This window comes from Photobacterium sp. WH77, assembly GCF_022014395.1.
Taxonomy (GTDB): Bacteria; Pseudomonadota; Gammaproteobacteria; order Enterobacterales; family Vibrionaceae; genus Photobacterium; species Photobacterium arenosum.
The window spans coordinates 74,576-97,910 of sequence record NZ_JAKLTE010000017.1; the positions used below are offsets into that span (position 1 = coordinate 74,576).

At 47.8% G+C, this 23,335-nt stretch carries 19 protein-coding genes, 1 tRNA gene and 1 other RNA gene; 8 read left to right on the forward strand and 13 right to left on the reverse strand.

What is annotated here, in order from left to right:
- Positions 1–254: 254 nt before the first annotated feature.
- The 3 genes from L6J37_RS16120 to L6J37_RS16130 all read right to left on the reverse strand — a co-directional run bounded on the left by L6J37_RS16120 (position 255) and on the right by L6J37_RS16130 (position 2,572).
- On the reverse strand, positions 255–677 hold the full coding sequence (locus L6J37_RS16120; protein ID WP_237795871.1) for an organic hydroperoxide resistance protein: 423 nt from the start codon (positions 675–677) through the stop codon (positions 255–257).
- A 204-nt stretch (positions 678–881) separates the two neighbouring features.
- Positions 882–2,093, reverse strand: a complete 1,212-nt coding sequence (locus L6J37_RS16125) for a cyanate transporter (protein ID WP_237795872.1) — start codon at positions 2,091–2,093, stop codon at positions 882–884.
- Positions 2,090–2,572, reverse strand: a complete 483-nt coding sequence (locus L6J37_RS16130) for a nucleoside deaminase (RefSeq protein WP_237795873.1) — start codon at positions 2,570–2,572, stop codon at positions 2,090–2,092. The genes L6J37_RS16125 and L6J37_RS16130 overlap by 4 nt, the downstream gene beginning before the upstream one ends.
- Before the next feature lie 253 nt (positions 2,573–2,825).
- Between L6J37_RS16130 and L6J37_RS16135 the strand changes: the two genes are divergently transcribed.
- On the forward strand, positions 2,826–3,272 hold the full coding sequence (locus tag L6J37_RS16135) for a DUF3429 domain-containing protein (protein WP_237795875.1): 447 nt from the start codon (positions 2,826–2,828) through the stop codon (positions 3,270–3,272).
- A 95-nt stretch (positions 3,273–3,367) separates the two neighbouring features.
- Here the strand turns inward: L6J37_RS16135 and L6J37_RS16140 are convergent, their stop codons facing one another.
- The 4 genes from L6J37_RS16140 to L6J37_RS16155 all read right to left on the reverse strand — a co-directional run bounded on the left by L6J37_RS16140 (position 3,368) and on the right by L6J37_RS16155 (position 6,046).
- Complete coding sequence (locus L6J37_RS16140) at positions 3,368–4,753, reverse strand: FAD-binding oxidoreductase (protein ID WP_237795877.1); 1,386 nt, start codon at positions 4,751–4,753, stop codon at positions 3,368–3,370.
- 432 nt (positions 4,754–5,185) lie between these two features.
- A non-coding RNA gene (locus tag L6J37_RS16145) (RtT sRNA) lies at positions 5,186–5,314 on the reverse strand.
- A gap of 46 nt (positions 5,315–5,360) precedes the next feature.
- Positions 5,361–5,451 (reverse strand) — tRNA-Ser (locus tag L6J37_RS16150).
- 127 nt (positions 5,452–5,578) lie between these two features.
- The gene (locus L6J37_RS16155; RefSeq protein WP_237795878.1) at positions 5,579–6,046 is read right to left on the reverse strand and encodes an NUDIX domain-containing protein; all 468 of its coding nucleotides are present in this window, start codon (positions 6,044–6,046) and stop codon (positions 5,579–5,581) included.
- Positions 6,047–6,151: 105 nt separating this feature from the next.
- On the opposite strand from L6J37_RS16155, the gene L6J37_RS16160 reads away from it, so the two are divergent.
- From L6J37_RS16160 to L6J37_RS16175, 4 genes are all read left to right on the forward strand, one after another.
- Complete coding sequence (locus L6J37_RS16160) at positions 6,152–7,279, forward strand: M14 family metallopeptidase (protein ID WP_237795879.1); 1,128 nt, start codon at positions 6,152–6,154, stop codon at positions 7,277–7,279.
- 270 nt (positions 7,280–7,549) lie between these two features.
- Positions 7,550–7,753, forward strand: coding sequence for a hypothetical protein (locus L6J37_RS16165; protein WP_192014484.1), 204 nt, complete (start codon positions 7,550–7,552; stop codon positions 7,751–7,753).
- A 177-nt stretch (positions 7,754–7,930) separates the two neighbouring features.
- Positions 7,931–8,365 carry a thioredoxin TrxC gene (trxC, locus tag L6J37_RS16170; protein WP_192014485.1) on the forward strand — a complete coding sequence of 145 codons (435 nt, stop codon included), beginning with the start codon at positions 7,931–7,933 and terminating at the stop codon, positions 8,363–8,365.
- 154 nt (positions 8,366–8,519) lie between these two features.
- On the forward strand, positions 8,520–9,371 hold the full coding sequence (locus tag L6J37_RS16175; RefSeq protein WP_218386816.1) for a hypothetical protein: 852 nt from the start codon (positions 8,520–8,522) through the stop codon (positions 9,369–9,371).
- Between the two features lie 118 nt (positions 9,372–9,489).
- Here L6J37_RS16175 and L6J37_RS16180 read toward each other — a convergent pair whose 3' ends face one another.
- On the reverse strand, positions 9,490–11,484 hold the full coding sequence (locus L6J37_RS16180) for a methyl-accepting chemotaxis protein (RefSeq protein ID WP_237795880.1): 1,995 nt from the start codon (positions 11,482–11,484) through the stop codon (positions 9,490–9,492).
- 386 nt (positions 11,485–11,870) lie between these two features.
- On the opposite strand from L6J37_RS16180, the gene L6J37_RS16185 reads away from it, so the two are divergent.
- The 3 genes from L6J37_RS16185 (at position 11,871) to L6J37_RS16195 (ending at position 15,865) form a co-directional block, all read left to right on the forward strand.
- Entirely contained in the window at positions 11,871–14,018 is a 2,148-nt protein-coding gene (locus L6J37_RS16185) for a TonB-dependent siderophore receptor (protein WP_237795881.1), read from the forward strand.
- Between the two features lie 132 nt (positions 14,019–14,150).
- Entirely contained in the window at positions 14,151–15,059 is a 909-nt protein-coding gene (locus L6J37_RS16190; RefSeq protein WP_237795882.1) for an SMP-30/gluconolactonase/LRE family protein, read from the forward strand.
- Positions 15,060–15,106: 47 nt separating this feature from the next.
- The gene (locus L6J37_RS16195) at positions 15,107–15,865 is read left to right on the forward strand and encodes an IclR family transcriptional regulator (protein WP_192014490.1); all 759 of its coding nucleotides are present in this window, start codon (positions 15,107–15,109) and stop codon (positions 15,863–15,865) included.
- A 29-nt stretch (positions 15,866–15,894) separates the two neighbouring features.
- Here the strand turns inward: L6J37_RS16195 and L6J37_RS16200 are convergent, their stop codons facing one another.
- The 5 genes from L6J37_RS16200 to L6J37_RS16215 all read right to left on the reverse strand — a co-directional run.
- Complete coding sequence (locus tag L6J37_RS16200) at positions 15,895–16,668, reverse strand: IclR family transcriptional regulator (protein WP_237795883.1); 774 nt, start codon at positions 16,666–16,668, stop codon at positions 15,895–15,897.
- 139 nt (positions 16,669–16,807) lie between these two features.
- Positions 16,808–16,939: a hypothetical protein gene (locus L6J37_RS21365; protein WP_269093530.1), complete on the reverse strand. Its 132-nt coding sequence runs from the start codon at positions 16,937–16,939 to the stop codon at positions 16,808–16,810.
- Positions 16,940–18,038: 1,099 nt separating this feature from the next.
- Positions 18,039–20,210, reverse strand: a complete 2,172-nt coding sequence (locus tag L6J37_RS16205; RefSeq protein WP_237795885.1) for an ATP-dependent helicase — start codon at positions 20,208–20,210, stop codon at positions 18,039–18,041.
- Positions 20,195–22,222 (reverse strand): ATP-dependent nuclease, encoded by a 2,028-nt coding sequence (locus L6J37_RS16210; protein ID WP_237795887.1) that lies wholly within the window; start codon positions 22,220–22,222, stop codon positions 20,195–20,197. The genes L6J37_RS16205 and L6J37_RS16210 overlap by 16 nt, the downstream gene beginning before the upstream one ends.
- A gap of 768 nt (positions 22,223–22,990) precedes the next feature.
- A partial coding sequence (locus L6J37_RS16215) for a hypothetical protein (RefSeq protein WP_237795890.1) occupies positions 22,991–23,335 on the reverse strand: 345 nt, incomplete at its 5' end.

Consider the following 23,335-nt stretch of genomic DNA (forward strand, 5'->3'; position numbering starts at 1 on the left):
TTCATTGCCACTTAATTAAATTTACAACATGGCCGTTTATATCCATTTATTTTTAATATTCTCAATTATTGACCATTGCTTCTTTGACATGCTTTTTAACGGGTCATCGCTGTTTTTATTATTATCAAGCTACCCAACCGGATTCAGGCTTGCTGATAGATGGCACTTTAATTGTGTAGTGTGATGAAGTTCAACGAAAAAAGGGCTATGAAGCCCTTTTCGATTCATATCCAGACATTGTCAGAGAATGAATGTTATTTCACAACCAGCTCTACCCGCACGTTGCCGCGCGTCGCATTCGAATAAGGGCAAACCTGATGTGCTTTTTCAGCAAGTTGAGTCGCCGCTTCGCGATCCATTCCCGGCAGTGAAATGTGCAGCTCGACATCAATTGCAAACCCGACACCGGCAGGATTTTCACCGATCCCGACCTGCGCTGTCACACTTGGCTCACCAGGTAATTTGATGCTGTCCTGAGCGGCAACAAATTTCATTGCACCGATAAAACAGGCGGAATAGCCTGCTGCAAATAACTGCTCAGGGTTAGTGCCTTCTCCTCCCTGGCCTCCCAGTTCGGTTGGCGTGCTGAGTTTCACTTTCAATTTACCGTCCGCTGACTCCGATGCTCCGTCACGGCCGCCAGTCGATGTTGCTTGTGTTGAATACAGAACTTTCATTACTTTTCTCCATTGAGTGAATGCGATAGTTCAATGACGGTAGAACACATCCTGCTGGAAAGGTATTCAATGCCATGCCTGGCCTCTCTCCAATTGCCTGAACCGTCAAATTCTTCTGTAGAAATAACTGTAGCTGAGTCTCTGAGAAATGACGTTTGCTCAGTACCCCAATTGCCGGTTTTGCGCCTGATCCCGGCACTGTGATCATCGGTGACTCAGAGCCACAGGCTGCATGACCTGATCGTAATCGCGCGGATTGAATCGCCAGTAGAGACAGGCAGTGATCACCACCAGCCCCAAATGCAGCAGCCAGCCAGACACAAACGAACCCGTCATATCATTCAGTAAGGCAATCACCCAGGGAGCAAGGCCAGCAAGAATAAATCCGCCGCCTTGCATCAGCGCGGCCAGTGTGCCTGCCGCTTCAGGCGCTTTGCTGTGGTCTAACGCAGTCACGATGATCAATGCAAAACTGCCTCCCAGCCCTGCACCACACATCCCGACCCACAACATAGCCATTCCGGCCGGCCAGAGTGCCAACCCACAAAAGCCTACCGACTGCATCACCAACGTCAGCATGAGCCACCAACGTCTGTCCGTTTGCTTTCTTGCCAATACCGGTAGTCCCACAGCGCTGATTGCCTGACAAACAGACATCACAACAATCAGTGTGGCACTGTCAGAGCGCTCCCAGCCCAGTGACTGATAATACGGTGCCAGCCAGGCGACCAGGGTGGAATAACCGCCATTGACCAAGCCAAATGCAGCCATCAAAGACCAGGTGCGAGGACGGTGCAACAAAGTCCGCACCTGCGACATAGCCGGCCGGTTTGTCTGAACTCCTGTTAAATACCGCCAGCCAGCCAGGAGCGCAATAAAGACAGGCACCGCCAGCAGCCCTAACGATTGACGCCAGCTCAATCCAGCATCCATGAGATGCGGAATACTGTAAGCACCCAGTGCACCGCCCACCATCAGGCACGCCGAATACACACCCGTAATGGGCGCAACCTGCCGGGGAAACGAGGATTTAATCAAGCCGGGCATGGCTGACTGTACGAATGCCACGCCCGCCCCGCACAACACAGCCGTGAAGATGAACATCAATCCATCCTGCACCCAAATTCGCAACACGGAGCCCAGAAACAGGACCGCCAGAGCAATCAGCATCCCTTTCCGGATTCCCCAGGCGGCTTGCAGTCCGGGCGAAACAAACGCACCGACGCCCATCAGCAGCATCGGTAACAGCGTCAGTAAAGAGGCCGAATACACCGTCATGCCTAACTCAGGCATGATGGTGTTTAAAATAGGACCGGGAGCCACCAGAAAAGGTCTGAGATTCAGCCCGATGAATACAATCAGGACAAGTATCATCCAGCCTGAGCGATGCTGAGCATACTTGGCAGCCGGTATCATGATTGGGTGTCAGGAAGTGTATTTGCCACCTGCCACTTTTCATACAGATGGTGCTCAGCCTCCGCCGCTGCCGGATCCGGTTGATGCGCGATCACCGCCCAGCTTTGCTGTCCAACAGGCACAGACAGCTCGCGTGCAATCGCAGCGGTAGACAAACCAAAAGATTCCGCCTGTTCATTCGAGTAAGCAAACACTATCTCTGTCACACCGGACATGCGCATCGCGGCTAAGCACATAGGACAGGGCTGACCGCTGGCATACACTTTACAGCCATCCAGCCGAGGGGATTGGAGCGCCTTTCCGGCTTCACGTAATGCCATCAGCTCCGCGTGAGCCGTCGGATCACACTCGGCCTGCATCCGGTTTACCCCTGTCGCAATCACTTTTTGGTCTTTTACAACGACTGCGCCAAAGGGGCGTCCGCCTTCTTTCACGTTCTTCTCTGCCAATAAGATAGCTTGCGATAAAAATGGGTTCATACTGCGCCTTTTGCTTACGTGTGACTATGACTGGATACAATACACAGGATAAACCGACACTATACGTATTGTCCTGAGTACTCTGAAATTAAATGATGCACTGGCAAGTATTCGAAAATCAAATACTGAGCATATTCTGCTCAGGATCTCTCGCCAAAAGACACCACTGCTTTTGGCGGGAGATCTTTCCAGAAGCTATAGTCAATACAACAAGGTAAGCGCTTACCTCATGCTTGTTACACAGGATTGGCTCATGCAAAAACCCAACACCATCATGAAAGAACTCGGGTATTTAGGGCTGGTCCCTTTTGTTATCACCGCCCTGCTTGCTGTTGCCGACATCACGCTTTTTAACCTGTCCGGGCAACAAATGTTCATTGCTTACAGTGCGGTTATCCTGAGCTTTTTATCCGGGATCCTGTGGGGCAATGCCATCGACCATATTTCCCATACACTCAGCCGCAATGCCCTGATATTGAGCAATCTGTTTGTGCTGCTTGCCTGGGCGGCCATCCTGCAAGGCCATAAACATGACCTTATCGCGATCGGTTTACTGGCACTGGGTTATGCGGCCGTCTGGTTTGCTGAGAAGCTCATCCGGCAAACCGAAGGGGAAGTGAACCCTAAGGGGTATCAGACCTTGCGTGGCAGACTGACTGCAGGCGTAATTGTTTTGCATGGCGTGGTGATGCTGATTTAATTGATACAAACGAGCCTGAACAGACAAACCGAGACCGCTCCAGTTGGAACGGTCTCGTTAATAAGCCTGATGTTTTCTCTTGCAGCAAAGCTCGCTTATTCTGGTTTGATATTCTGATTCATTCTGAACAGGTTATGGGGATCGTATTTTTTCTTCAGTGCAACCAATTTCGTGTATGCATCCCCGTACGCGAAAGCCACACGATCACTTTCATCCTGAGTCAGAAAATTAATGTATGCCCCGGCGCTGGCGAAGGGTTGTGATTGAGAAAAGAATTCCCGCGCCCAGGCAATGCAGGCTTCATCTTCGGCGGCGGTGTCCCAGCGCCCGTGTACATTCATGACATAGCGTGCATCACGGCTGGCGTATGCCATGGCATCGGATGAGACTTTTTCTGTCTGACCGCCAATGGTGCCGATAAATATCTCGCACTGGGGTGACGGCAACTTGCCGGCGAATTCAATCAGCACATCCAGGACTTCATCTGATAAATGGGTAAAGTTGTGCGACTTCCAGTAATTCCGGGCACCTTGCGCCAGTAAAGGGTCAAAAGCCTGCTGCCAGGCAACATAGGGTTGCACGCCAACATGCTCACCGTAAGGTGTACCGAAACTGCGCAACGGCGCAATCAGTTTTTCACCTTCTGCCGGATCGCCAAAATAGCACAATGCCAGCGCGATCATTTCTTTGCCATGAACCGTTTCCGGCAAAAATGGCAAAGGCGGCGCTTTGCGTGTCACCATCCAGACATTCAGCGCTTCTGGCATGGACTCGGTAAAGCGGGCAAATTGAGTCAGAATGGATTTTGCCTGCTCAAACGGGAAGACGATCAGCCCGCTCAGCACATCCGGGCCAACAGGGTGCAACTGAAACTCAAAACTGGTGACAATACCAAAGTTACCGCCGCCGCCCCGTAATCCCCAGAATAAATCAGCGTTTTCAGTCTCGCTGGCTTTCACCTGTGTGCCTTTGGCAGTCACAACATGGGCAGAGAGTAAGTTGTCGACCGTCATACCGTGCAGACGGCTTAACCACCCAAAACCGCCGCCCAGAGTCAGGCCTGCCACCCCTGTGGTTGAGTTAATACCGAAAGGAGTAGCAAGGCCGTATTTTTGTACCGCGGCATCCACATCGCCCAGCGTACACCCAGGTTCCACCATCACCTTGCGGGTATTCGGGTTCACATGCACCGCCTTCATCAATGACAGGTCAATCATGATCCCGCCATCACAAACCGCGTTACCGGCAATATTGTGTCCACCGCCGCGCACAGACAGCAGAAGGTCATGCTCACGGGCAAAATTCACCGCCTGGAGCACACATTCCGCCGAAGTACAACGAGCAATGAGAGCCGGTTTACGATCAATCATCGCGTTCCAGATCTGCCGAACCTCATCATATTCATCATCTTTGGGGACTATCACCTTCCCCTGAAAATGCACCCTGAATCTATCAATGGATGCAGCCTCTAGCTGGCTCATACCCGCCTCCGCGTCATTCATTGCCTGGACCACATGCACAGAGTGCTCGCTCAGCCAACTATGGTTTATGGCGCAGGCGCACCACGGCGACCCAGAACGGATCCCGTGTAATTAAATCAACCTATCAATAGAGTAAAACCCATTCATGGGTGGCGGTGTTGTCCCTTATTGAGACGAAGTACAGGATTGGAGAATTGACGATTTGCTTCTGGCTGAAGAAGTACTCGGCTGACTTGATTCAGGTTCTTCACCCTATCTCATTTTGCCAAGGTTCAAGCGAAAAAAAACCGCTGATAGTTCAGCGGTTTCTTCGAATGTGGCGGAGCCAGAACAAGGTATAGAGGGATTTTCAAATCCCGGAAAACATCATCTGAAACCCAATAAAAAAAGCCCCGACTAGGCGTCCCCGTCTGATGACGAGGCTTTCGAATGTGGCGGAGAGATAGGGATTTATCGCTCGCAGGCTCGCGCCCCTTCGGGCGTTGCCTGAAAGGCAACGTGGTCTCGCTTCGCTCGGCTGAACCCTTCAAGGCTTCTTCACCCTATCTCATCTTGCCAAGGTTCAGGCGAAAAAAAACCGCTGATAGTTCAGCGGTTTCTTCGAATGTGGCGGAGAGATAGGGATTTGAACCCTAGATACGCTATTAACGTATGCCGGTTTTCAAGACCGGTGCTTTCAACCACTCAGCCATCTCTCCGTAAGTGCGGCGAATAATACGTGGTGATGGTGGTGCTGTAAAGTAAAAAAAGTTCAAGTGCTCAATAAGCCGCCAGGCGGAAAGTTAACTGATGGCTTTAGTCTCAGCCTGCATCAAAAAACACCACCTAAGCTAAGTCTGACGCTACAAATCCCTGATACTGACCAGTGTCATTACGGACAATATCGCGCAAAGCAACAGGGTGAAGATGATGTGTGTCCAGTTGTAACTTGTCTGCCCAGATAAATTCAAGGTGGGGTTCTTTTGAAACAACAGCTGCCGGCACATCAATTCCTGCAAGACGGGCGCGAAACACCAGCGCGATTTCCATTTGATGCTGCCCGTTTTGCTGCCAGTCATTTTCAGCGATACCGATCAGATCCCCGATCTCTGCTGTGAGTCCCGTTTCTTCGCGGATTTCTCTTGCGACAGCCTGCACTGCCGCTTCTCCGGCATCAACATGACCGCCAGGGAGAAACGTGAATGCCTCCCCAACCCGTTTTACCAGAAGTACTTTTCCCTGCACTTCTATCAGTGCCCGGGATGCATAGTGTAATCCCAACCTTGCCACCTCTGTGGTTACTTTACTATGCATATAGCTTAACGGCTTGAGGATACCGCGGCAATCAGCGCTCAGGTTATGCTCTTGCTATAGTTGTGCTAACCTTCTGCCTTCATTCACCTTACAAGGTTTAGAGAGATGAACATTTTCAGTAACTTCGAAAGCGGCAATATTGATGTTGTAAAAGCCGACCAGCCTGGTGATATTCAACTGCGAATAAAAAAAGACAACCAGTCTGATTTCTACCAGTGGTTTCACTTTCGTCTGGAAACTCAGGCTCAGGTTGAACATGGCTTCGAATTACAGGATTTAGCGAAATCTGCCTACCCGGAAGGCTGGAAAGATTACGATGTTGTAGCATCTTATGACCGTGAAGAGTGGTTTCGCATCCCGGCTGAATTTGACGGCGATACCCTGCGCTTTAAAGTGATTCCTGAACAGCGCTCCATGTATTTCGCCTACTTTGCCCCCTACAGCTACGACAGGCACCTGGATTTGCTGCATCAGGCTCAGATGAACTTCAACTGTGAACTGGAAACCCTGGGCAGCACGCTCGATAACAATGACATCAGCCTGCTGACAATAGGCGAGCCAGGCGAAGGTAAGAAGAAGATCTGGATTATTGCCCGCCAGCATCCGGGCGAAACCATGGCAGAGTGGTTCATGGAAGGCCTGCTGCAGCGCTTACTTGACGAAACCGACACTGTCGGCCGTGCGCTGCTTGACCGTGCCGTCTTTTACATCGTGCCGAACATGAACCCGGACGGCAGCATCAGAGGCCATCTGCGGACCAATGCGGCAGGAATCAACCTCAACCGTGAATGGCTGACACCCAGCATGGAGAAAAGTCCGGAGGTCTTCCTGGTACGGGAGCGTATGCTGAAAACCGGCGTCGACCTGTTTCTCGACATTCATGGTGATGAAGCCATCCCATACAATTTTGTCGCTGGCTGTGAAGGCATACCCTCTTATGATGAGCGCCACGCCACGCTGGAAAACAACTTTAAACAAGCCTTGCTGACGATTACGCCGGAATTTCAGGATGAATATGGCTATGACAAAGATGCACCGGGCGAAGCCAATCTGAACATGGGTACCGCTTGGGTTGGTGAGCAATTTAAGTGTCTGGCGTATACCGTTGAAATGCCATTTAAAGATCACAACCTGCAACCGGATGCCTTTTACGGCTGGTCGCCGGAGCGCAGTCTGGCTTTCGGTCAGGACATGTTAGCCGCAGTACGTGTGGTCGTTGACCAACTGCGTTGATTATTGCGGCCTGAGAAATGCAAAAGCCAGTCTTCGGACTGGCTTTTTAGCACTTGGATGGCGCATTATTCAGCCCGCATTTTCTCAGGCTGGAACGGCGAAAGATACTCTGAAAACGGTTTGTGTCAAAGTAGAATTTTATCCCGCCAGCGACTTCATCTCACAAATACGCCATTGGTCACAAAGCACGATTTCTTTGCTTTGACGCTGTCTGAAAGCTCTGATAAAGATATGCCTGATCTCGACGCATAGTGCTTTCAGGAGGTAATTGTGTCTATCAACTCACTTGAATATCTGGAAATGGCTGATGCCGCTAACAAGTGGGATCAGCAAGACGAAACAGCATCATCTGCTAAAGTCTCTGCTAATAAACGTCAACAAGCTGCTGCACGCCGCCGTATCGAAATGCTGCGTGACATCCGTGAATGCGGATTAACCATTGAGGAAGCCAAAGAGCTGGGTTTATTACACTGAAAACCCACACTTAACTCTACCGATCTCGTCATGGCTAATGTGCTCTCTTGCATTAGCCATGAATTGTCACCACCTCATCATCGTTTTTTTCTATTGCAATAATTGCCCGATCCCCTCTTTTCTGAGCGACATAAAATCAGTACATTGAGCCCATATTGAGACAGATGGAAATTGATTATGTCGACTATCACTACCCGATGCCCGCATTGCCAGGGCCTGAACCGTATTCCCGTTGAACGTATTAATGACAAAGCCGTATGTGGTGCATGTAAAGAAGCACTGCTCGACGGAAAACCATTAGAAGGCACCACAGATAACTTCCAGGCTGTGCTGCAAAGTGAACAAGCCGTTGTGGTCGACTTCTGGGCACCCTGGTGCAACCCTTGCGTGGGTTTTGCCCCTGTTTTCGAAGATGTCGCAGCTGAGAGAGCCGGACAGGTGCGCTTCGTAAAAATTGATACCGAAGCTCAGCAGGCGCTGGCGGCGCAATACCGTATCCGCAGTATTCCTACCATTATGGTCTTCAGACAGGGCAAGCTGGTCGATACCATCAATGGCGCACTGCCAAAATCTCACTTCGACCAGTGGCTGAATCAGGCACTGGCAAAATAACCCTTTCCGCATATATAACGTGATAAATGACGCAGTATCTTTCTTATTAAAGATACCGCGTCATTGTTAGCCTCTGTATTCCTTCACTTTTTCGAGTACTTACCTATACTTAACGTCATAAAAATTATGTGTTTGGGTAATAGGTGTTGATGATATGCAAAAGCACTTTTCTCGCGCGTGTCTGGCTTTTACAGGCCTGTTCTGGCTGTCGGGATGCAGCAGTTTATCCTCGCTGGGATTCAGCAGTGACTACAGTATGTATGACACCGCCCAGGAATTTATTGACGAAAATGAGGTTCGCTCCAACGGTGCCGTGGTTGACAAAGGGCAGTATTACCCCAAAAGCGCCTACTCTTATACCTACCGTTATTGCAGTAACGGCCCGGAGCAGGCCGCGGAAGATATCGCGCAGTTTCAGAATCTGGCCAGGCAAGTTTGTGACCTCAACAATGGCCAGCTCAATCACCAGGAGACAGGCACCTGGTGCGTAGTAAACACCAACACAGCCGAGGAATACCCTTTCTTCTCAGCCAGTATCAGCGGTACGGATCAATGGGCAGATCTTTGTCTCGACGGCCCATTCGTGACGCTGAAAGTGATCGAAAATGATGGCGCACCGGACGATGAATGGTACAGCTCGGCCATTGTACTGGGCTACCTGCCTTACACGGCTGAACGCAGGCTGCTGGATGCACCCGCAGCAGCAACCGCGCTGATTGAGCCAACCAGAGCACCGGCTGCGAATGGCGCCTGGACAGAAGAAAGCGAACACATTTATACCAGTGTCGGCGAAAATGTCTGTCTGTATGAAAGGCCGCGCAACAGCACGCTGGGTTACACCTACCGAGGTACTGTCCGAAATGCCACCGATGGCAGAGTGAGGGTATTGGTCACCGAAAAATACAAAGGTGATATTCGGACAGCGCCAACCTTAGAGCGCTTAGACTGGCATGAAGAAGCCTATATCACGGCAAGTGCCAAGGCATGGTTTGTGTGCTCGTCGTGAATTGGCAACGACAGCCCCGATGGACTCCACTTCGCAGAGAACGGCGTCAAGCCATTGATTTATAAGACACAAAAAACCCGGCCGTTGCCGGGTTTAACTTGCGAGACAGTGAAAATCGCTAGACGACAAATTTCTTCATTGCACTGTTTAATTCATCCACCTGGGATTTGATGGACTGAGAAGTTTGGTTGGCATTGTCGCAATTGCCGGACACATCGTCGGCAGAAGATGACAGCTGGTGCACCAGCTCAGCAACAGACTGCGACACATTCGACTGTTGTTCTGTCGCAACCGCAATATCACTCACTTTCTGCGACACCACCTCCATGTAGCGAACCGTATCTTTGAGCATCTCATTGGCCGTCGCAGTATGCTCTGTACCTACCTGAACCAGAGACTGGCTCTGTTCGATAACCTGCACGACCTGATGTGTGGACGCCTGAAGTGCTTCAACAATGGCGTTGATCTCTGTCGTAGATTCAGTCGTGCGCTGGGCCAGCAGGCGGACTTCATCAGCAACAACCGCAAAACCGCGACCTAAATCGCCGGCACGGGCCGCTTCTATCGCCGCATTTAACGCCAGCAGATTAGTCTGCTCTGCTACCCCCTGAATCACTTCCGTGACATGTTCAATGCGGTCACTGTCTGCCCTGAGTTGCTGAACCATGTCACTGGCCTGCGCCACCAGCGTATTCAGCTCTGTCACTGTCTGCTGGTTCTGATCCAACGCCTGCTCGCCATTCACCAACAGGGAAGCCGAGTGGGCAAGATCGTCAGATGCCGCCTGGGTATTTTGTGCCGTTTCATGGGCCGTAGCGGACATTTCTTCTATTGCTGTCGCCACAGAGTTGATCCGCGACGCCTGATCGTTCACTTCACCTGCCGTGTCAGCATTGGTGGCAAGCAGCTGATCCATGCTGGCATTCACCGCGTGCGCTTTGGTCGACACCCCGGTGACTAAGCCAGACAAAGCGACGGACATACGGTTCACCGCATCGATCAGTGCCGCAATTTCATCAGAACCTTTATTTGCCAGCGCTGTACCTGAGAAATTACCGTGCGATATTTCTTCAGCACGAGTTACCACACGGCTTAAACGCGAACCGATATCCCGCCCCAGCCAGGTTGCGATAAACAAAGAACATAAACTGGCAATCACACTGGTGGCAATCAGCAGAGCCACCACTTTCTGCACGCTGCTGCTAATGGCATCTCCACTTTCTGCAGCAATCACCTGCTGTTCGCTAACCACAGTTTCAATGGTTTGCGCCAGTTGTTCGACTGCAAGCAAGGTTTCTGTCTCCATCAGGTAAGTGGCTTTATTCCAGTCCTGTGCCTGACGGTGCATGACAACGTCTGTCGCCATTGGCAAATACATATCCTGCATTTCTTTAAACAGCGACCAGAGACTTTTCTGGCTGTCACTCAGGCTGTCCTGCTTGCGGTTAATTTCAGACACCGCCCGATTATTATGCCGCAGGTACTCTTCGAACTTGTCCAGATTGTCCTGATTAGCGCTGATCAAAAATGCCCGCAATTCGCCCAGGCCGTTGGATAACGATGAATAAGCATCCGTCAGCAACTTCATCAGGCGCTTACGATCGTCGCCCACAGGGTTACTTTCTTCTTCGTTAAGCATGCCCTGCAGCTGGTCTAAAGCAACTTCAGCCAACGGCGCCGCTTCTGATTGCAATAACGTATGCGCGGGCAGGTTCTCCGGCGTGTGGCTCATAGCGGCCACCGCTTTTTCACTGGCTTTCAGTGCTTCCCAGTCAGCTTTCACTAACTTAAACTGCGCTTCACTCAGATGGTTTTGTAAACGGGCGACTTCTTCATCCACTTTGGTAAACGCATCGTCAAGTTGTTGACGGTACCTTTCCTGGCGCGCTTCATCTGCCGCCAGCATATAAGCCCGGAGGCTGGATAATGAAAATTCGGCGTTTTGCTGTATGGATCGACTGGCATCCACAGTGGGAATATCCACATTCAATAGTGAATAAGCATGGCTTTCCACTTTACTGATCTGGAGATAAAGAATGATTGCGGCGGCTAAAAATAATGCAGTCAACAAGAAAAAGCTGACCCTGAGCTTCCTTGCAATAGATAAATTCATAACTGACAAGTCCGTTTACTTCGTATGTCGGACCAATATAATGATAGCGATACCAATTGTGAACACTTTGTCATCAAAGTATGAATTTTTTCAGCATTACGTGTGGTAAACACCTCAAAAAAGCACATCTTATTAAACAAATTGAATAATTATGTCGTTTAATAGCCCTAAGTATCTCGCCAACAAACCGATAAACATTGTTATGCATCAAGTCCAGTACTTTGTAGAGAAAATATGACATTAAGTGATTTTTTATTCTCACAATGCGCCACACCACTTTAAAAAGGTGACAAAAGTCACACAACCTGGACGATCAGTCAGTATAATTGCAAATAACAATAATTATTACTTCGAATCTGTTTTACATTCGTTTGGGTATCCGCGTTATGACACAATTATTCAAGCCGAGCCTAAGTACGCTTGGGCTGGCAATCAGAAAAATCTGCCACAAAAACATTCTGCCGATTTCCTTATTCGCTATCGCATTACCTGCATTCGCAGATGAAGCAACGAACAGCGTACAGGATGTTGAGCCAGAGACTATCGTTGTGACTGCGTCAGCACTGAAAGTGGAAACACCTTTAGAAGAAACGCCTCGTTCTGCTTCAGTTGTTGATCGTGAAGAGCTGGAAATTCGTCAGGTTCAGAAAGTTGACGAAGCCCTGCGTTACCGAGCCGGTGTGACTTCGCAGCCCTATGGCGCGGACAACGACACAGACTGGATTAAAGTTCGTGGCTTTGATGCTGCCACCTATCTGGACGGTAACCGTTTATTTAAAGATGGTTATTATGGCTGGATGCTCGAACCTTTCGGCATAGAGCGTGTCGAGGTATTGAAAGGCCCGGCTTCTATTCTGTACGGTGAGGCGCCTCCGGGTGGCGTTATCAGTGCAGTCAGCAAGCGTCCGACCGATACACCGCAAGGCGAAATCGACCTGCAGGTGGGCAATCGCTCACACAAACAAATCGGTATCGATATTTCAGACTATGCCAATGAAAACGGTGATGCGCGTTACCGGATTGTTGCCATGGCTAACGAACGGGATGGTGTACTGGATGGCACCTATAATCAGCGATACTATCTGGCACCCAGCTTAGCGCTGGATTTATCAGATCGCACTACGCTGACCTTGTTGGCCAGTATTATTGACGATGAAGGTGTACCAACAAACGGCTTTTTCCCTGCTAATGGCAGCTTGATCGACACTCCGCAAGGCAAACTGGATCCAAGCACGAACTTGGGTGAGCCAGGTTACGACATCAATGAGAAAACGCAGTTCTCGCTTGGGTACGCACTTGAACACGAGTTTAACGATACCTGGACGCTGAAACAAAATGCCAATTACGGGCATATTGATATGCTGCTTCGTAGTTCTTATGTCTTCTCAGCACCTGCAGTTGACTCGGGTGGAAATATCATAGACCCGAACGTTTATAACCGAGGCTTGGTCTACCGTGATGGTTCTGTTGACAGCTACAGCCTGGATACACAAACTGTCGGCCGCTTCTACACCGACCGTACCGAACAAACACTGTTGCTGGGTCTGGATCTCCAAACCCATAAAAACGAAGGTAAAGAAAAAGACGATTACGCCTTTGGTGGTCCGATTGATATTTTCAATCACACACCGGGTAATTTCACACCCGTTGATCCAAGTACACTCACCTCGCGCACCATCGGGAAAGATCAAGTGGGTCTTTACGCGCAGCATCAGGTCAAACTTGACGGCCAATGGGTTATGTTACTTGGTGGGCGTTATGACTACGTAAAAACCAAGAACAACAACAAAACATCTGAAGTCAAAGAGAAACGTGATGATAGCCAGCTCTCTCTGAACGGCGGCCTGATGTATCTGGCCAGCAATGGATTCGCGCCTTACGCAAGTTACTCTGAGTCGTTTGAAGTACTGACCACTGTGGATCCCGCAACAGGTAAACTGTACAAACCGCTTGAAGGTCAGCAAACAGAAGTTGGTGTGAAATACACCCCAGAATTTATTGATGGTTATCTGAACCTTGCATTATTTGATATCACACAGAAAAACGCGCTGGTGACAAACCCGGCTACCTATGTAAAAACCCAAACCGGTGAGGCTACCTCGCAGGGTGTGGAAGTGGAAGGTATCGGTTACCTGACTGACAATCTGAAACTCACCGCCAGCTACACCTATACCGATGCACGTACAGACGAAACCTATGGTAAAGGCAAAGAACAGCGAGCCGCTCTGATACCGCGTCACGCCGCATCAGCCTGGCTGGACTATGACTTCACCACAGAGCTGTTACAGGGACTAACTCTGGGCGGTGGCGTTCGTTATAACGGTGAAACCGTCGATAACCCGGCCAGCAGTAGCCGTACTGTACCGTCATACACACTGGTGGATGCCGTTGCCCGTTACAACATCAACAACCAATGGCAGGCTCAGCTGAACGTCAACAACCTGTTTGACGAAACCTATGTGTCGAGCTGTGACTACTACTGTTACTACGGTGAAGAACGCAGTGTGATAGCCACACTGAATTACCGCTGGTAAACCCTTCACACGCGAAAAGACGACCTGAACCCTGCTCTGTGAGCAGGGTTTGTTTTTTTACACACCACCCGTTCACACGCGCAATAATTAATCTATATTGATACTTTAAATATCATTATATGGACATTGATTATGAGCAACCCCTACGCTCAACCCCTGACTGACGCTACGTGTGAAATTGGCGAGTCGCCGATCTGGCTGGCCTCAGAGCAGACCCTGTTCTGGGTCGATACTGAGCACAACTGCATCCACCAGTATTCCCTGAAAACAAAAACCCATAGCGCCACCGACGTACCGGTCGCGGTCACGGCCATTGCACCTGCCAGCTCTGGCTGGCTCACCGCGACAAAAACGGGGTTGTATCGCTGCCATGCGGATTTCAGCGGCTTTGAGTTTATCGCCGACCCAACCGAAGGGCTGGCCGGAATACGACTGAATGATGCGGTGAATTGCCCGAGTGGCGATCTCTGGTTTGGCTCCATGAATGAAAGCCACCTGGAGCAAGCCGATGGCTGTCTGTACCGCTACCGGGCTGACACCCACACCATCAGTCAGCTTGATTGCGGATATGCTGTTGCCAATGGTATTGCGTTTAACGCCAGGCTAAAGCGCGCCTACGTAGCCAATATGTTCCGGGGTCAGGTTATCGAGCTGCAAATGAATGATGACTGGACTGCCGTCCTCAATAAACGTGTCTTTATTCAGTTGCCGGAGCAAGAAGGCTTACCCGATGGGCTGACAACCGACGCGCTGGGAAATCTCTACGTGTGCCACTGGAATAAAGGCGCTGTCAGCATATACAACCCGGAAGGTAAATGTATTCATCTCGAAGCGCTGCCGGTAAAGCACGCGACCCGGTGTACCTTTGGCGGCGACAAACTCGACATTTTGTTTGTTACCACGGGCTGGTATGGCATGTCGGAGCAAGAACGCAGTGAGTTGCCACTCTCTGGGCGTACCTTTGTCATGCCGTCCCTGTTTGAGGGAAATACCGACAGTATTTTCTGCGAATCGTTTCCACATCAACCTTTTAGGCAATAGGTATACCCGCTATAATCGCCGGATAACAGGAATTGCAGGATTCAGCTATGGAAAACAAAGCCAACGCCGTCAGTCGCATTGTGGAAATCATCACCCAAAGCGCCAGACAGGAGCAGCCGGTTCCGCTGCCGGATCTGATTTTTCATTCTGAGATCCCAAAACCGACCTATCATCGCCTGGTTCAGCAACTGGACGAAGAACAGTTTCTGACTGCCGACGAACGCGGCAACGTTTACCCCGGTGCTGAGCTCAAACGTATTGCCCTCAACCTGAACAGCAACAACGAGCGAAAAGCACAACTTCAGGCGATATTGCACGGATTGTCGCGACGAGTGAAAGAAACCTGTGGGATTGCGATTCCGGACGGCAATGAAATGGTGTACCACGAACGAATTCAGACCAACTGGCCGCTGCAGATTGTCTTACCCATAGGGATGAAAACCCCTGTCTGGGCAACCGCCAGCGGCAAGTTGTTTCTGAGCTCCCTGCCCAAGACGCAGCGGGAGCGGATCATAGGCCAGCTGGATATGACCAAACTGGCCAAAAATACCCATACCGACCCTGATACGCTGGAGCAGGAATTAAAGATCATCCGCGGACGTCAGGTGAGTGTGGATAACGAAGAATTCATCGACGGGCTGGTCGCTGTGGCTATTCCGGTCAAATCTTCCGACGGCAAATTTCTGGCATCCCTGTTTTGCCACTGCCCGAAAACACGCAAATCTCTGGATCAGTTACTGACTTATCTGCCCGATCTCGAACGTACCCGGGATCAGCTTCAGGGCTATATTCAAGAACTGACATAAACACGGCCCTTTGCTGTTGCCAGCTAATCTCAGCTCAGCATCATTGCCATAATTTCATCCGCGGCTTCTTGCATCAGCGGCACAAAGGTTTCCAAATCAAGCAACGGATGACGAACCACAGGGCTGTGACAGAACAGAAAACCCAGCAGCAAACCATCACGGGCTATCGGCACGGAAACCGCGGCCATACCATCAATGAATTCACCATTATCGCGGCCATAACCCAGTTCACGGATAGCGGTCAGCTCCTGCTCCAGTTTTGCCTTGTCTATCAGGGTATGCTCGGTGAAGACTTCCAGCGCAATATTATCCAGAATCACCCGGCGCACGCCGTCCGGCAAAGTCGCCAGATACAGTTTGCCTGACGCCGTCGCGGCCAGCGGCACTGAACTGCCAACCGGCAGGCTGATCTGCAAAGGCCAGTTGGTCTGAACCCGCTCAAAGTACAGCATTTCGATGCCGTTCGGCACAGAGATGCCACAGGTTTCACCAATTTGCGCCGACAGTCTTTCCAGTACCGTCAGGCGCTGCGATTCAAAGACCTTATTGCGCAGCACGGCCAGCGCCATCTGGCGGAATTCAGGGCCGGCAATCACTTTTCTCAGCATGTTCTCGCGCAGAATGCCGAGCTCTTTCAACTGCACAAGGAGTTTTGCAGTAGCTGGCTTGGGGAGATCCATCGCCTCAGCCAGTTCATTCTGATCGTACTGACCTTGGTGTTCGGAAATAAAGGATAAAATCCGTAAGACACGCTCAATCGTCGAGCCTTTTTCTTTTCGGGTAATGGGCTTAGTTGTGTTCATGTTTATTCATATAGTGTTGTTTCAGGTCAGGTTATACGGATCATTCTGGGTGATCAATATTAGGTTCGGGAAGTGCGGTGTCATCGGCACGTTCAATTAAGATGGGGATGTTATGTCGCGCTTGGGTTCAGTAGCAATCTCACCATTTACGGATGCGCGCCAGACACTCTTTGCTGGCACAAAGAGTGCCCAGAAATGCCTGTTTGTTCGTTGCTGTTGTCCGGGTCGGTTGTAGGCGCTCCCGGCGCCGACAACCTAAAAATTCATCCATGAATTTTTCCCTTGTTTTGTATTTCCTATTATATATCGTCAATGCTAAAAGCCGTCATTCCCGCGCAGGCGGGAATCCAGTTAGCGAGTACATTCCTAAAGATTGAGTGAGTATGTCGCGCTTGAGTACAGTGCTTCCCTCACCATGGTGTGACGCGCGCCAGACACTCTTTGCTGGCACAAAGAGTGCCCAGAAATGCCTTTTGATTCTTTGGTGTTATCCGGGACGGTTGTAGGCGCTCCCAGCGCCGACAACCTAAAAATTCATCCATGAATTTTTCCCTTGTTTTGTATTTCTTCTTTATATCGTCAATGCTAAAAGCCGTCATTCCCGCGTCAGGCGGGAATCCATACAGCGAGTAGATTGCTAAGGCTGGGTAAGTATGTCGCGCTTGAGTTCAGTGCCCCCTCACCATGGTGTGGCGCGCGCCAGACACTCTTTGCTGGCACAAAGAGTGCCCAGAAATGCCTATTTGTCCGTTGCTGTTGTCCGGACCGGTTGTAGGCGCTCCCGGCGCCGACAACCTAAAAATTCGTCCTGAATTTTTCCCTGGGAATGCGTCACAAATACACATTATCAAGCCGTCATTCCCGCGCCAGGCGGGAATCCATACAGCGAGTAGATTGCTAAAGCTGGGTAAGTATGTCGCGCTTGAGCTCAGTGTTTCCCTCACCATGGTGTGACGCGCGCCAGACACTCTTTGTTGGCCCAAGAGTGCCCAGAAATGCCTGTTTGTCCGTTGCTGTTGTCCGGGCCGGTTGTAGGCGCTCCCGGCGCCGACAACCTAAAAATTCGTCCTGAATTTTTCCCTGGGGAGTGTGATGAAATTAGCAAACTCACTTTTGGACAATTATCAGTTGGTGCTATCACGCTAGCTTCATGGTTATTGATTAGATTTTGTAGGGGAATGGTTTGTACTGCGAAGTTGATTTGCAGTTGGGTATCGGCAATAACCTGTGGAGTTTATTTAAACATCTTGGTTGACCATTGACTACAACAAGCTGATGTACACTCGACTTATCGGCACGTCTCAAGTACATTCCTGTAGACTCGACTCTGGCATCCCTGCCAGAGTGATCCTCGAATCCGAGAGCACCAATTATTGGTGTGAGCCATGTACACAGAGTGATGGTTGTCGTGGCTTATTTAAATTAACAGGCACGAGATTATCAAAGTAGTTCTCTATATTTCCCAATTCGCCAGAACTACCTAGAAGTCGTACACAACGTAAATTTTTCTTTGCTCTGGAACACGCCACATATAGCAGTTTTCTTGTGATGGCTTGCCTAGCCGGATTATTTGTCTCCGACCTAAAGCAGCTTCCAAAATCATACTTGGACCAGTTGAATTCATCTAAAACCACAACAACATTTTCAATGCCAGTTCCTTTAGTTTTATGCATTGTCATGAAGTTACTGTCGTCGCCTTCATATTTGTAAAATGCTAAGACCTCGTTGAAGATCAGATCACTACCAAACAATCCAGAATAGAATTTTTCACTCTGAACATCTTTTTCTAGTTGATCGTAGTGCTCCTCAATCGCTTCAACTGTCAAATCAGTATCATTATTCTGGTTAATATAGTCACACATTTGCTTCTTCGTATTACATCCAGATTCTTGTAATTTTTTGAAAGCATAAATGTTGCTATCTTTGTCAATCCTTTCCAGCTCGCTATCCTTGCGTTTAAGATAAGATTGATGGCTTTCGGATAACGAGATCAGTCCAGCAATAACAGCTCGATTCATGACAGTATAGACTGCTTCATTAGACGAAGATAGCTCTTGAAGCATATGATGCAGTTCTCTTTTATCTTGCTTAGTTTTAATGAAAAAACCTTGTTTCTTCAACAATCCTATCAGCTTGTTGTATGCACGATTGTCATCAGCCGACCTATTAAAAAGTTGCAGTAATTCAGCAAGCTGACCGAATTGAAGTCTATCGAGGTGATTTTTTATCTCTTCCCGTGTGTCACGAAACCTGCCATCAAACAGCTCATACAAATTTCCGAAACTAGCATCACGAGCCACCGATTTATTAGGGAGCTTCAATAACACATGCTCCCCAATATCAGCCTGAGCGAAAGCAGCTAAATCTTCCAGCCTCCGAGAAATATCAAGTTTATACTCCTCCAATTGCTCCTCATATTGAGCCTTTGCAATTTGGTAATTACTTTTGATTTCATCAGAATCCCTTTTTTGGGGAGAGGCTGGTTTTTCTGGCTCAGGAGGCTTTATTGAATAGTAAAAGGTTGCTGATCCCTCCCGTTCTTCAGCAGTTTCCATTATTCCATTAGTTTCCTTTAGAGCGACTTTCTGAGTCAAACCATCAGAACGAAATTTGTTAGCGACATCAATTACTTGACGTGAGCAGCGAAAATTATCTTCTTTTTCAATTAACGTTAACTGCCCGTCATCTATAAACCTTTTTGCCGAACCTATCCCACCTTCGTAAATTGCCTGTTCACTGTCACCGAACAAACCTATAGTTAGCCCTTTGTCAGGAGTAGAGTAAATTAATGAATGAATAATATTTTCGTCAGTATCCTGATATTCATCGATAAATATACAGTCATATTTATCGCGAACGATTCTCCCAATACTAGAATACTGAGAAAATAACAGTCCAGCTATTTTGATAAGACCATCATGCCCAAACGTGGCACTTTTAAAGCTATCAAATGGCGTGTTATTATATACAACCTCATTGAAATGGTGTTGCTTGATAGCTTCTACTATCGCTTCATTTAACTGCTCAATATCATTATTTAACGATGTATTAAATGAGCTAGGATCTTTTTCATATTCACGCTTTCCAGTGACTTTTTCTGTATCTTCTTGTAATACGATAGAGCGCCTATTAGCCAAAGATTCGTGCAGTGCTTTAAATCTCTTATGCTCTTCAGTCTTTCTAGCCTTATCATCACCATTGTAATGATCAATACCCAACTCCTCGAATAAAGGTAGGCAAAAGAGCTCTGGGAGTAGTTTTAAAAGATTACGTTTGTATGGTTTAACAAGCTCACTAATAAACGAATGGATTGTAGATACTTCAATCCCTGAACCCACACGTTCGACTATTTCATCAACAGCTTTATTAGTATGAGTAATACAAACAATTTTCTTATCAGGGTAATTTTCAGAACAAAACCTGACTGTCCGTTTTAATATTTCTGTCTTACCGCTCCCAGCGCCGCCCTGTAAAACAAAGGATTGTTCAAGCTCTACACATTCTTTTATATTTTCTAAGGGTGTACTTACTGACTGATCCATTTCAGCCCCTCATTAATATACTCTGGTGTTACCCAGTCAGCCTTCTCCGTAAGACCCAAATAGAGTAAGGATGCTGCAAAATCGGATTTTTTATCAATCATTCTATCTGTCAATTCAAAGATGCTTACAGTATCTATTTCTTCAATCTCGTCCTTATTCTTCAGCCCTAAAACTTCACTATTAGCGCAAGCCCTCTTTAATTCAGATTTATTAGAATTAAAAAAAGCATCCTCAAAAGATCTTGCTTGATAACCATGTTCTTCCGTCTGATAAGCGACTTTTACACAGCCCGCAGTCTCAGTTAATTCTCCGCGTTTTAGTTTGTTGAACCATTCAGGAAAACCTGCGCCTTTTATATCGGGGGCAGAAAAGAAATGCTTCAACGTTTCATTACTGGTATGAGAAGAATCGGAAACCGGGCATGCCACATACGAAGTCCTATCTTTGCCATTTTTATCTGGTTTTACATCTTGCTTTGTCGAATCTAGATCTGTCAGGATTAATGATTTTATACCGATAAACTCTAAAAACGGCGCGAAGGCTTTAGCGTTTGCCCCAGCCTCTATTATGGAAATATTTTGCGAAGATATTGGCTGACTTTCGTCACCACATTTATCATCATACTTTTTGATAAACCAAGGTAGAAGAATCCTCTCCGTAGTACCCTCGATAAAAATTGCTTTGTCTGCGAAGAAGAGCTCCGCATTTTGAATTTTAAGATACTGCTCTAAAAACTGGTATAACTTTGCGCCCTCCTCCCCTTGTTCTGCTTTATATTTTCGTGCAAGCTCAGTATGAAAGTTCCTAAATTCAACATTTAAGTTTTCATGCTTTAAAAGGTATCGAATATCTTCAAAGTCAGAATTAGCAACTATATAAGATGAATGGGTGGTAATTACGGCCTGTAGCCCCTGTATTTCACTTACTACTTCTCGAATCTTTTTTGAGAAAATTGATTGCATTTGGGGATGAGTGTGCGCTTCGGGCTCCTCGATAAATAACAAATTAATGTCTGATGAGGACGCTTCGAACTCCTGCTTCATCATCTCAATCTTAAGCAAGAGGTATAGAATATTTAAATAACCAAGACCATTAAGGTTTTCAGGAAGATGATCCTCCGTTGTCCCATAAATTACCTTAGAAGAAGAACCTATTAGTGAACTCGCTTCAATGTCTGAAATAACTTTCAAACCTTCCAAATTGAGAAATTTTGCCGCACTTGATAAAAAACCACTAAAAACATCTGAATACTGCGTTTCTAAACCTTTATCTATATCAATTAATGCAGTTCTAACTTGCTCCAGACGTTCATCATCCGTGTCGTTTAATTTCTTGAAAAACTGTGTTGTTACGGTAGACAGCGGACTTTTACCAGTTTCATCTGAACTGGCAACATTTCTTCTAGCGTGTATTACTTGAAAATTGATAAGGTTACAAACATCTTTAAACTCTTTTTCTTCTAATTCCTCTCTGTTCTGAAGGTAATAGGGTCTGTCTCCCTCATATCCCGAATCATCGTAGGCATATATTGAGGTTTTTATTAACTTACTGACATTTCTCTCTATGAAGCTCCTTTTTTCGGTAAGATATTTTTCCTCATCAGCACCATCTTTTTTTGTTGGTATTCGATTAAGTAAAGCATCTCGGTCTATACGCGCTTCAAACATGATGTTGATGGTTGATTTATCTGGATCTAAATCCAGCATAAAGTCGGAAATGTTCTTTAGATTATCTTCATCTACATACTCTACAGATATACATAGCCTTATGCTCAACTCATCTATATCTGTTTCCTCAGATATATCATAGAGCTTACTTCTTACAGAGACAGGAAAGTCACTGAAACTAAATGACGGATTTGGCTTGGATAGAAATTTTTCTAGTAAAACTACAAAAGATGTTTTACCTGTATTGTTTTTTCCCACTATCAACGTTAGGCCATCCGTCATATCTAACAAACTGTTTTGAAGTAATCTAAAGTTTTCAATTTTTATACTTTTTATTCTCATCATTCCTCAACGCTTAACGCTATTGCCTCAAGATTGTTATTAGGGCCTGTGTTATCTCAGTTAAGTAAGTATTTCGTCAATCTTTCATGATTCCAGCACTTCCTTAACGCCGAAAGGCTACTCATTGAATTAGGTTTTATTAAATGTATTGACACTAGCAGAACACTGAGAGATTTTCTGTTGGTAAAGTCTGGTTTTAAATAAATTTAAGTTGAAAAAAAACTTCAATACGGTTTCGGCATCGAAGGCAAATCCATCAAACAGAGTTAATGGAATACACCAGTCCCCGTCCAACACAGCCGAAGACGTTGTAGAAAATTGCGTAGCAAGGCATAGCTTGGCAACTAAAACGTCACCTCACCTCATAGCCTTTCGGATTAGGTTTTATAAGGCAAAACCCCGCCAAAAGATAACAATGGAGCATTTGCGCTAAACGATATTGGGGCAATAACGAGTTGCAAACCCAAACAGTTCTACTCCCCCAGGGAAAAATTCATGGATGAATTTTTAGGTTGTCGGCGCCGGGAGCGCCTACAACCGCCCCGGACAACACCAGCGAACAAACAGGCATTTCTGGGCACTCTTTGGGCCAGCAAAGAGTGTCTGGCGCGCATTCGTAAATGCTGAGATTGCCACTAAACCCAAGCGCGACATACCCGAAAAAACCTCAGAATTTCCCAAAACCACGCTACTGCCAAAGTGCTCCATCAAGAACCCCCTGAACCTCTCGTTTCCAAGACTAGAACACGGTTTCAGGGTTGCTTTATTGAATCAACCACAGTGTGATTTCAGGCAACAAAAAATGCCCGGACAACACCAGCGAACAAGCAGGCATTTCTTGACACGCTTTGGGCCAGCAAAGAGTGTCTGGCGCGCATTCGGGAATGGTGAGATTGCCACTAAACCCAAGCGCGACATACCCGCACAATCTTTAGAAATGCACTCGCTGTCTGGATTTCCGCCTGCGCGGAAATGACGGCTTTTTGCATTTACGGCATCAAAAGAAATCACTCCCCCAGGGAAAAATTCAGGACGAATTTTTAGGTTGTCGGCGCCGGGAGCGCCTACAACCGACCCGGACAACACCAACGAACAAACAGGCATTTCTGGGCACTC